We start from the raw sequence: 11657 nt of genomic DNA, 5'->3' as shown, positions 1-11657 counted from the left end.
CTTATCTATCTTTTATCACTTGTGCAGGACTTCCTAAACATACTTTACCTGCTGGAAGGTTTTTAAAAACGCTGCTGCGTGCGCCTACTAACGTGCCGCGGCCTATAGTTATTCCTGGTGCGATATAAACGTCTGTTGCAATCCAGCATTGATCTTCTATAGTAATTTTATGGCCGTAGATATCAAACTTTATGGCTTGTGGATTGTGAGTTCCTGTGCAGATGTATGATTTTTGAGAAATGACTACGTTTGTACCTATTTCTATTTCACCTAGACTATAAAGCACCACATCATCACCTATCCAGCTGTAATCACCTATAGAAACTTTCCATGGGAATTGGGTTTTAACCGTAGGTCTAATGATCACTTTTTTACCGATTTGCGCTCCAAAAGAACGTAATAAAAATCTGCGCCAACCATACATAAATTGCGGTGACAAAGCAAAAAGTGTACTTTGTACTAACCACCATAATTGCACCGTTACTGCACCACGACCACGAAAGTTGGGCGGTAATTCAAACTGGTCTAGTTGCTGGTAGTTTTTCAAAAAGCTGTAGTGTTGAGATTGCAAGGTAATTATTTTAACTAATCTAACCTGCGGTTACCAGTAGATTAGATATTCTTTCTACAAAGTAGGCTTCTGTAAATCTATTGTTTTATATTATTTCAACATTTTATACAAAGCTTCCCATTTAGGCTTATTTACTTTCCAAGAATATTCTTGAATTACAAAATCACGCAATTGACTTCCTTTCAATTCTCGTTCTTCTTCATTCCAGTTAGAGGATTTCAAAATAGCCTCTTTTAATTCATTAAAAGTAGGATTTATTAAGAAACCACCATTCTCATTCCACTCCTTTAATAATCCTGTTTGATGTGTTGTAATGACAGGTGTGCTCATCATCGCGGCTTCTAGATTTACCATTCCAACTACTTCTGAATAACTGGGTGCAATAAATGTATGGGCGTTTCTATAGAGCTTTTTTTTCTCTTCTCCTCTTACAGATCCTAGAAACTGGATACGACTATCAGATTGAGAAAGCGCTTTTAATTCGTAGCTATAATCGTTTTCTGGGCCAGCAATTTTAAGATCAAAATCAAGAGATTTAAGAGATTTAAAAACCTCAATAAGGATTTTGATCCCTTTAACAGGATGGATGCGCCCTAAGAATAAAAAATATGGCCTTTTTGGATTATTTTTTTTGAATACATTTTCAATTTCAATTGCGTTAGGAATACAAATGACTTTTGCTTTTGGAAATAATGCTTGTAAGTTTTTTTGCTCGTTAGGTGTTATTGCATGAATGAATTCAGCTTTTGAAAAAACAGGATAAGCCAGTGCTTTAAAGTATATCTTTTTTTTAATAGTCCCTTGTTTCCAAAGCCAAGGTTCAAACATACCGTGTGGTGAAATTATAAAGGGTAAGTTTCTTCTAGCGGCAATTCTAGCAGCGGTGTATTGAGCATGCATCCAGACGCCGTGTATGTGTAACATACTGGTTTCTTCTATTTTTTCTAAATGCTCTTTCAATTTCTTTGAATATAGCCATGGTCCAGAACCAGCAAATTCTAGAATATTAAGATCTCCTTTTTCCTTTCTGGTAGTCCATACTTTTGACGCTGGAAACTGCGAATGAATATCCTTAACAACCGTACGTACTCCACCACTAGCTTTTGAAACATCCTCTGCAATATGGTATAGCTGCATTTTTATTTTATTAATTTGTCAATTGAAGTAGGTTCCTTATCAATTTTAGTAAGATTCCAATCCAGCATAATAAATAGGTTAACAAATAACGCAAAAAACCAAACTCCATTTTCTCTTTCTAATATATTCTCAGAAAACATAACCATACAATAGAATAATACTACTGCTATTAACAGATAATTTTTTCTTGAAAATGCTCTAATCATATGATAAAGTAAAAAAACTACAAAAAGGATAAGACCTAGGTAGCCTACATTAAGGACTAAGCCCAGATACTGATTATGAGAATTATACTTGTGAGACGCTAGAAAGGCAGCTTGTTCTTGAAAACATTCAATTAATACATTTTTACCATCACCTATACCATAGCCAATTAATCCAGCGTCTGGTAGCATATCAAAAGCACATTGATAAATTGAATACCTAATGTTAGTAGAGCTAGTAATATCATCTTTGGCATTTTGAACCTGTAATAATTCTGCAAATCTAGATTGTACTTTAGGATTTACAGCAATTGTACAAATTATAACAGCTGCTACTAGACCTGATATTATGAATAATTTTTTATTCTTAAAAACTAACGTTAAAAAAGCGATTCCTAAAATGAGGGCGATAATAGGTCCTTTTTTAATCATAATCATTAAAAATATAATCAGAATGATATCTAAAAGGATGAGACATAATAAACGTTTCCAGTTCACACCTTTATTAAAAATTACAAGAGAGAAAATAACCGAAACACCTATATGCATACTCAAATAGATAGGGTGAATTTTCCATCCTCCTAAATCAGATCTTATAATATTAGGGTAATGTAAAATACTATCATTAAAACTGTAATGAGTCATGAATTTTAAAAAGGCACCTATACATAAAAGTACAGTGGCCACTATAAACAACCACATCAACATATATCGTTTATCAAGTATATATCGAATACATCGTTTACTCATAAATGAAAAAATTAACGGAAATATCAATAAAGTTGATGCAGTACTTATTTTTCTAATTCCGTATTCTACATCCTCAGTATAGATTAAACTGATTGCATATATAAATATTAATGAAGAGTTCAATAGAAAATTGGACCATCTAAATGGTTGCTTTGCATTGTAATAGCTCAAAATAGAACCAATCAACAAAATAACTACTATCACAGGTCTAATACCACGTGGGATGATAGGTGTAAGAAACAATAGTATACAGCAGACTAATATGAGCTGCGGTAAGTAAAACATAAGTTTTTCTTTAAAACTCATAACTTTTGTTTGAAAATAAAGTGATAAAACTTAAAAATAAAATTAGGTAAAATGTATAAGCCAATTAAAGTACCTATAAAATAAGAGAATCCATTTGTAAAATCGCCTCTTAATAAAAACAGTAAATGCATCGCAAAATAAAAAGCAATTGATTTTTTAAATAGATTAGAGCTATTAAGCCATGTTAGAAAATAGACTATACTCAATGCAAGTATAATAGCCATAACGATGATGCCTATGATGCCAAAATTCATATAGCCTTCAGCAATATAAGGATTAGATAGGTTTGCAAAATAAAAATTATAGTGATCTATCACATGATTCCCTACTATTAATCCCGATGCATCTGGTTTTGTGATCCATAAACTTCTAGGGACAAAAAACAATAAAGCACTCAACAATTGATACCCATAAGATAGTCCATCAAATTCTACGTGCTCCATCACTACTCCTATATTTATAAATGCGTCATAGTTTAGTGACATGTATCCTTCACTCAATTGATTTTTTGCAAATAGTAAACTAGGGTTACTCAATATCTCATCAAATCCATAATCTATATGAGTTAAAAATTGAGAAAGCGGGAAGCCTATGATCATCACCACAAATAGTAGCAAAGTAGATTTCACATTACTGTTGAGTAGTTTAGGTACAAATAAGAATAATAATAAAAGATAAATAGGCCCTAGTGCATTTCTTTTCTCGGTTAAAGGATTTTTGAAAAGGAATAGTAAACCGAGAAGAAAAAGTAACATAGTAGTTACTATAATCAATTTTTGAGTAGTTATGTTGGCGTTTTTATAATAATCAACGCAAAGAATTACCCCAGCAAGCGGTAGTAAAAAAAGTACTTTTTTCACTATAAGAAGTTGGCTAACACTATAGGTTGATTTCAACCAGCTAGGTCTAGATAATTCATCAAGAAAAAAGTCATAATTATATACAAGAACTAAAACGCTTAAAACACAAACAATCAATATATTAGTTAAAGAAGGTGTTTTTTTAAATGATATTGCTTTTTTACTTTTATATAATCTTTACAACCTACATAAAACAGAAAAAAGACAATATTAAAAGTAGCAATAAGTCCATTAGTCTTAATAAAAGTAAGCTCTGAAAAAGGAAAGTAGTGTGTGAAAACAGGTGTTTCCATCATATTAAATTCGCTAATCTGTGCCAGCGGCGCTACTAGAAAAAACAAAAAATTAAACACAATGTAGGTGCTTAAAAAAGGACTATACCTGCGCTCAATAAAAATATGATAATAGGTAATGAAGGTAAGAATAAGAGCATTACCCATAAAACTCAACCATAGAGATAATGAGGTTTCTAATGTAGTAAATAGAAACACTGTTATGGATAGGTAAATAAATATGAAAAAATTCCTTAGTAACACCTATTGATTTTATTTAAGTAAATTAATAAATGTTGCTGTCATAGCCTCTATAGAGTATCTAATACTACAATCCTCAACTATTTCTTTTCTAAGCTTCAACCACTTTTCTTTATTTTCAAAAAATGAAATAAGACCTTGAGCAAGACTATCTTCATCATTTGAATTAAAAAATTTTGCATTAAAACCATCTTTTACCGCTTCTAACTCTGGACTATGATTTTCATCACGTGCTATAATCATAGGCACTCCATAACCTAGACTTTGCGTTATACTTAAACCTACATAACCAGGAGATGCGCTTACAAGAGACTTTTTATAATACTCCTTGAGTAAACTCGCCTTAGTAACCTCTCCAGGAATGAACACTCTATGTTCAATACCATCTTTTTTACTTAATTCAAGCAATTTTGCACGTTCTGGTCCATTGCCTATAATTACCAGTTTGGTAGCTTCTGGAAGTTCTTTAAGAACTTTCTTGAAACCGTGATAAAGTAAGAGCGGTTTCTTATCTGCAATTAAACGACCAACATAAATAATGTCATTGACCTCAGTAGCAGTGTCACACGACATTTCATTTTTAAAAAGAACCGCATTAGGTGCTGCTGTAATCTTTTTCTGTGGCATTTTAAGTTTAAGTTCTTCCTTTTGTTGTTCTGTATAAACTATGATCTCACTAGCAAGTGATCTCATGAGATGACGTAAATTATCTGATTTTGATTTCTGTCCAGATCGTGGCCATGCGTGTCCCCATAGTATAGTTCGCTTTCGCGAAAGCGATCTCAATAACAATATCACCCAATGTGAAAGAACTCGTGGATTTAAACTAAGTACGAGCACGTTATCCTTAAAAACTTCTTTCCAAAATCCAGTTTGCCACAACAACCTACGACCCAGTAAGTAATGGTTATTTATATGTTGATGAAGTTTAGATTGTGTGGTGGTAGCAATCGTTTTGTCAAAAAAAACTGTCCTCCATAAAGAGTAAAATCATCACCCAACTCTGTACTTATTTTATCAAATACCTTGATTCTATAAGCTGGAATTACTGTTTGTATGACAACTAGTTTACCCATTATTTTATAAGAGTATCAATATCTTTTCTAAAAGCGACTATATTTTGAAATGCAAAAATCTCATATCGCAGTGGCCTATCAGATTTATAAGCAATAGGTAAAAAACCTGATGGTAAAAGTCTGTATAAATTAAAGTTAGGTAACAATTCTACAAAGTCTTTCATAAATACACCACTGTAAACATTCATCTCATTAAATTCAAAATGAATTACATCCACCAGATTATTTTTTAATAATTCGCTAGCTCCTTTGAGACATTTGTATTCATTTCCTTCTGTATCAATTTTGAGTAAATTGATATGTTTGATATGCAATTCTCGGGCAACTCTATTCAAAGTATCGAGTTCTATTGGGACTTCTACCATCTGCGAGTTATGGATATCTGTAATCACCTCAGCATATAAAGAAGCGTGGGAAGATCCATTATCTTGTGCATAATCGTAAATGACAGTTTTAAGTTGTGTGTCAGACAGTCCTTTAGGAATCACTTTAATCTTTTTATTGTTTTTAAAGCGTTCTATGAGTTTGCTAGAAGTATTAGGGTGTGGTTCAAAACAATAAACTTGCTTTGAGTAATCCATATAGAATGCTGTATAGTTTCCATCATTTGCACCTACATCAAGTACTAAATCTAAACTGTGATTTTTCTTAAGAAAGTCAATTAAAAATTTCTCGCCACTTACACTAAAGCTAGTATAATTAAGAATTCCCATTCCTCTTAAACCTACATGAAATAGGAAATAGTTTAATTTAAAAAAAATCTTTTTAGAGAATATATGAGCGTAAAGAGCAAGAATTTTATTCATTTAGCATGATTTCGTTAGGAGTCTTTTTTAGATAAAAGTAAATACATAAAAGTAGCATAAAGCCTTCTACAAATGTAAAACTATATATAGTAGCCTTTATGCCATAAGAAGGCACAAAATAAAAGTTGAGAATAAGCGTCGCTATGGCTCCTAAAACAAGAATTCTAAGTCGGTTTTTATATAGTTTTGAAGCTGGCGCAAATAAAGATAAATACAGCATATTTAACCCAGAGAAAACAACAATTAACCCTAGAACTTTAAATAAATTAACGTTCTCTATTATGCGTGTATCTTCATATAGTAAGGAGATGATATGATCACCAAAGAAATAAATTATCCCATAACCTGTAAGTCCTATTAAAGTAATTGCTGGTATTAAAAGAATCATCATTTTTTTCTTTTGGGGCCAGCTTTTACGAGACATGTAGGGATAGATAGCTTGATAAATAGGCACGTACATATTCTTTGCTGCTAGAATTAATTTTTCAAATGCACTATAAACTCCTACTACAGCATCACCGGCAAAAAAACCAAGAATCAACCCATTTGCAGCAACACCTATTTGAGAGGCTACATTGGAACTAAAAACTTGAAAACTTTCTTTATAGAATTCTTTAGTGCCTTTAAAATGTGGCCATTGCCATGACACGTATTTAAGACTTATCATAAAGCTTATAATTCCTGCTATTATAAAACCTATAGAATTAAAAACAGGAACTTTAATAAAATCATCAGGACCAGTAATGAATAAAAACAATAGTATAGTGAAAATTGTCTTTGCAATTACATTAATTATTGTGATCAATCTCATTTTTTCAATTCCCTGAAAAAACCAAACTGGGAAAATCGCTTGTCCTATTACAACACCATAACTCAACAAATAAACAGCCCAGTTTTGAGAAAATCTTTCAAAACTAAAAACCACAGTCATAAGAATTAAAAACACAAATATTAATAAAATCATACGTGCCCAGAATACCTTAAAATAAATTTTAGAGTAATCTCCATTTTGAGATTTGATTAATGATATTTCTCGAGTAGCCGTTAGGTTAAAACCAAAATCTGTAGACACCACGCAAAAAACCATTAAATACTGTGCTAGCATTACCAGACCAAACTTCTCAAGACCTAATTGGCGTTCTAAAAAAGGAATAATTAGTAGTGGTAGTAAATAATTTAATCCTTGAAGAATCACTAGTGCTCCGTAGTTTTTGGCCACGGTTTTCTGTTCTCCTGAAAATTTACCTTTCCTTAGTAGCATTTATTATGTTTAGCTCAAAGTAATAATAGTTTGATAACTAATATCGACTCCAATTGCCTGTTTCAAAAGTATCAAAAGAGGCTGTATCTAAAATTTGATTTGTAACGGCATCATAGACTACTATATTAAAACCTCTCTTACTTTTATTAATTAATTGATCCACATTATTAATATAGATCTTAGAATAATTACCAGTATTAAAACTAGCACTCTCCATTCTTATGTAAAAATTTCTCTTATCATTGGGCTGCATCTTATTGATGATAGCCATTGTATCTATTTTTTCCTCAACATATCCTCTATAATTATTAAATAGACCAGTATAAGAAACTCTAAATTTATCTTTAAAACTGATTTGAGAACCTAGCTTTTCAAAAGCTATAGAAGTACTTTTATTAATCGCATCCATAGCAGTTACGGCAACGTAAACGTCCATATTACTTAAATAGTTTAGGTAATCGTCAAAATCATCTATTTTTTTAAGTGAGTCTGCTGCATAAAATCTTGAGGTTAAAACTTCATAGTCTTTACTCTTCTTAATTGGGTTAAAATTAAATTCGTTGTCTAGATAATTAGATAAATGTTCAGATACTTTTTGGGCTCCATAAACATTAGTATGTCCACCTTCCATATCAACTTGAGCATCAAATTGGATTGTTTTTAATAAACTAGTATCAGAATAATTTATAAATGGTATGCCTTGAGACAACGCTATTTCTTCTACTGTCTTAATATGTTGGTTACGAGAAGCATTAATATTATATGGAGCATAAGTTAAAACAAGAGGTATATTATTATCATTAGCTAAATCAATAATTTTATCAAGGTATAACATACTCTTAACGGGTAAATCAGCCTTAGTAACATTAAAATTCTCTATGACTTTAGGTGTTGCCTTATACAATGGAGTAAAGCCTTTCAATAATCCATTTTCTTTACAATCAAAATCTGTGATATTAAATTCTTTCCACCTATTATGGTAATTATAAAAAGGGTTAACACCTTCTAGATTATCTTCAAAAGCAACATTTTGCGCTTTTATTTTATTTAAAGTCAACGGTAAATCATCAAGACTTAACTTATTAACTCCATCTTTTTTATATTCATTATTTTCAGAAATATAAAATGTTTCTAAAACAATGACTTCTGGCTTTTGTGTTTTTAAAACTTCAATTAGATAGTGATAACTTAACCATAATGGTTGTTCATTAGATGCAAAAACATATCCCTTGATACCATTTTCCTTATAAAATACAGCTGGATTAAAGGTACAAAATGCGTGTGATGATCCTAAAAACACGACGTCTATAGAATTGTCTTCTAACTCATAAAAACCTTTAACCTTAGAGGTAGTATTCCACGGTAGTTTATCTCTCTTAGGCGTAAATATGATGCTTAATTCAACAAAAATCCATGCAGCCAGAATAACCAGAAACAACAACCTCAAAACTCTATAAATCAAAGTCTTTCTCATTAAAATTGAAAGTATATAAATTCATCTACATTATACTCTGAACCGTAATATCCAAAAATTAAAATAAAGAAAATAGTAGATAAGTAAACGATATATCGTGTAGCCATGTGCTTTCCATATAACCACGTTCTAATAGGGTACCTTTTATCAATAGTCCAGAAAGTCAGTAATCCTATGATAAGTAAGATTGCAAGTGTAAAATCTTTGGAATCCAGGCCTAGCTCATACATTGAGCCATCAAGTAATTGATAAAAAGATAGGTTCATACTGTTGCTTATTACTAGCATCGCTTTTTCAAATGTTTCTGCTCTAAAAAAGATCCAAGCAAAGCTTACTAAAACAAAGGTCCAAACTCTTTTAAAAAATAAAACATCAAATGAATTCTCTTTAATTTTCATAAACGAATTCATTTTTCGTCTTGATTTCTGAGTCCACAAGTCTATCATTTGAAAAATCCCGTGTAGTAATCCCCAAATTATAAAACTCCAAGCTGCTCCATGCCAGAAGCCACTCACCAAGAAAACGATCATAATATTTACATACCATCGCCATTTACTAACTCGATTTCCACCTAATGGTATATATAAATAATCTCTAAACCAAGTAGTTAAAGAAATATGCCATCTACGCCAAAAATCGGGAATTGATGTCGCAAAATAAGGCTGATTAAAGTTTTTCATTAAATCATAACCGAGCATTCTAGCACTACCACGTGCAATATCTGTGTATGCAGAGAAGTCTGTGTAAATCTGGAATGAGAAAAATATAGTTGCAATAATGGTCTCAAAACCACTATAAGAACCTGGATCGCTATATACCTGATTTACAACTACAGCAAGCCTATTTGCAATAACAACCTTCTTAAAGATTCCCCATACCACAAGTCCTAAACCACTTCTAATTCTACTATAATCAAAGCTAATTACCTTATCAAGTTGAGGTAACAAATGAGAAGACCGCTCAATAGGACCTGCGACTAATTGAGGGAAAAATGAAACAAATAATGCATACTTCCCAAAATGATGCGTGGCTTTTATTCTATCAAAATAAACATCTAACGAGTAACTTAAAGCCTGAAAAGTGTAGAAAGAAATACCTACAGGTAATAAAACATCAATATTTTCAAAGCCCCATTCTACATGAATTAATGAAAAGAAATCAGCAACTGCCGAATTCAAAAAATTAAAATACTTAAAGAAAATAAGGATTCCTAAATTAGAGACTAAACTCAAGGTAAGCCATAGCTTCTTCCTTTTTATTTTAAGCTTTTCACTTAACTCGCTTTGATTTACTTTACTGATTAAAATACCGCTCAAATAAGTAATTACTGTGGAAAGCAGCATCAAAAGCGCATATTTTACATTCCAAGACATGTAAAAAAAATAGCTTCCTACTAATAATAAAATCCACCTCAACTTATGAGGTAACACATAGTATAACAGTGCTATAACTGGAAAAAACAATAAATAGGATATGGAAATAAAGGACATATGTATCGATTATTTCATATAAGCTTCATACATCATCTCCACACCTTTTTCTAGATTTACCTCGTGTTTCCAACCTAATTCATGCAGTTTTGACACATCTGTAAGCTTACGTGGTGTGCCGTCAGGTTTTGTAGCATCCCAATCTAGCTTTCCTTCATAACCTACCGTTTTTTTAATCAGTTCTGCGAGGTCTTTTATAGCGATATCTTCTCCGGTTCCTATATTGAGGTGTGTATTTCTTATGTCTTTTTCGCTTCCTTTTACATCAGCAAAGTCTTTGTTTTCCATCAAGTACACACAGGCTTTTGCCATGTCATGTGACCATAGAAACTCTCGCTTTGGTGAGCCAGTTCCCCATAAAGCGATGCCATTTTCTGTGATACCGTGTTTTTGTAATTCTGCTTTCGCGAAAGCGATATCATCAACACCTAAATCATCCATTAATGCCTGCTCATTACCATCCATTAATAATTTACCTAGGTGCATTTTACGAATTAGCGCTGGCAGTACATGTGATTTCTCTAAATCAAAATTATCGTTAGGACCATATAAATTAGTAGGCATTACAGAGATAAAATTGGTGCCATATTGCAAGTTATAGCTCTCACACATTTTGATCCCAGCGATTTTTGCTACCGCATAAGGTTCATTAGTATATTCTAGTGGACCGGTGAGTAAACTGTCCTCTGGCATAGGTTGTGGTGCCATTTTGGGATAGATACAGGTACTTCCTAGAAACAATAACTTTTTCACACCATTCAAATAACTGTGATGGATCACGTTATTTTGAATCATGAGATTTTTATAGATAAAATCTGCCCTGTAAGTGTTGTTTGCTACGATACCACCTACACTCGCCGCTGCAAGAAAGACGAATTCTGGTTTTTCAGTTACAAAAAAGTCTGCTGTGGCTTGTTGATTTGTAAGGTCTAGCTCTTTGTGAGTTTTAAGAACAAAATTTGTGTAACCTAATTTTTTTAACTCACTAACGATGGCGCTTCCTACAAGACCACGATGTCCTGCGACGTATATTTTTGAATCTTTATTCATTTTTTCTTGCACTTATTAAGTAACTCAAAGTTTAAAATCATTCGTTTTAAAACTTGTCCTTTCATTTTTTTCTTGATAAAAAAACGAAACAAAAAAATCAAGGCTTAAGAACCTAACACTAAAAATTTTGTTTGCTACGG

General features: G+C 32.1%; 12 protein-coding genes. All 12 read right to left on the bottom strand.

Going from position 1 to position 11657, the window contains the following annotated elements; translation table 11 throughout:
• Position 1: 1 nt before the first annotated feature.
• The 12 genes from BST92_RS06090 to BST92_RS06040 all read right to left on the bottom strand — a co-directional run bounded on the left by BST92_RS06090 (position 2) and on the right by BST92_RS06040 (position 11517).
• Positions 2–571: a putative colanic acid biosynthesis acetyltransferase gene (locus tag BST92_RS06090; RefSeq protein ID WP_281256979.1), complete on the bottom strand. Its 570-nt coding sequence runs from the start codon at positions 569–571 to the stop codon at positions 2–4.
• Positions 572–661: 90 nt separating this feature from the next.
• Positions 662–1708 carry a glycosyltransferase gene (locus BST92_RS06085; protein ID WP_105070644.1) on the bottom strand — a complete coding sequence of 349 codons (1047 nt, stop codon included), beginning with the start codon at positions 1706–1708 and terminating at the stop codon, positions 662–664.
• Positions 1709–1710: 2 nt separating this feature from the next.
• Positions 1711–2967, bottom strand: a complete 1257-nt coding sequence (locus BST92_RS06080) for an O-antigen ligase family protein (RefSeq protein ID WP_245910876.1) — start codon at positions 2965–2967, stop codon at positions 1711–1713.
• A complete protein-coding gene (wzy, locus tag BST92_RS06075) occupies positions 2964–3827 on the bottom strand; it encodes an O-antigen polysaccharide polymerase Wzy (RefSeq protein WP_146105113.1) in 864 nt (287 codons plus the stop codon). The genes BST92_RS06080 and wzy overlap by 4 nt, the downstream gene beginning before the upstream one ends.
• 125 nt (positions 3828–3952) lie before the next feature.
• A complete protein-coding gene (locus BST92_RS06070; protein WP_146105112.1) occupies positions 3953–4363 on the bottom strand; it encodes a hypothetical protein in 411 nt (136 codons plus the stop codon).
• A 9-nt stretch (positions 4364–4372) separates the two neighbouring features.
• Entirely contained in the window at positions 4373–5245 is an 873-nt protein-coding gene (locus BST92_RS06065; RefSeq protein WP_146105111.1) for a glycosyltransferase, read from the bottom strand.
• 26 nt (positions 5246–5271) lie between these two features.
• Positions 5272–5436 (bottom strand): hypothetical protein, encoded by a 165-nt coding sequence (locus BST92_RS14990; RefSeq protein ID WP_170061718.1) that lies wholly within the window; start codon positions 5434–5436, stop codon positions 5272–5274.
• Positions 5436–6242 (bottom strand): FkbM family methyltransferase, encoded by an 807-nt coding sequence (locus tag BST92_RS06060; protein ID WP_105070640.1) that lies wholly within the window; start codon positions 6240–6242, stop codon positions 5436–5438. Before BST92_RS06060 ends, BST92_RS14990 begins: the two co-directional genes overlap by 1 nt.
• Positions 6235–7503 (bottom strand): oligosaccharide flippase family protein, encoded by a 1269-nt coding sequence (locus BST92_RS06055; protein ID WP_105070639.1) that lies wholly within the window; start codon positions 7501–7503, stop codon positions 6235–6237. Before BST92_RS06055 ends, BST92_RS06060 begins: the two co-directional genes overlap by 8 nt.
• A 37-nt stretch (positions 7504–7540) precedes the next feature.
• On the bottom strand, positions 7541–8977 hold the full coding sequence (locus BST92_RS06050) for a hypothetical protein (RefSeq protein WP_146105110.1): 1437 nt from the start codon (positions 8975–8977) through the stop codon (positions 7541–7543).
• Positions 8977–10350, bottom strand: a complete 1374-nt coding sequence (locus BST92_RS06045; RefSeq protein ID WP_211292449.1) for an MBOAT family O-acyltransferase — start codon at positions 10348–10350, stop codon at positions 8977–8979. Before BST92_RS06045 ends, BST92_RS06050 begins: the two co-directional genes overlap by 1 nt.
• A gap of 126 nt (positions 10351–10476) precedes the next feature.
• Positions 10477–11517 (bottom strand): GDP-L-fucose synthase family protein, encoded by a 1041-nt coding sequence (locus BST92_RS06040; RefSeq protein ID WP_105070636.1) that lies wholly within the window; start codon positions 11515–11517, stop codon positions 10477–10479.
• Positions 11518–11657: the final 140 nt, after the last annotated feature.

This window comes from Nonlabens arenilitoris (assembly GCF_002954765.1).
Classification (GTDB): Bacteria; Bacteroidota; Bacteroidia; order Flavobacteriales; family Flavobacteriaceae; genus Nonlabens; species Nonlabens arenilitoris.
This window is presented reverse-complemented; position numbering and strand designations above follow the sequence as displayed.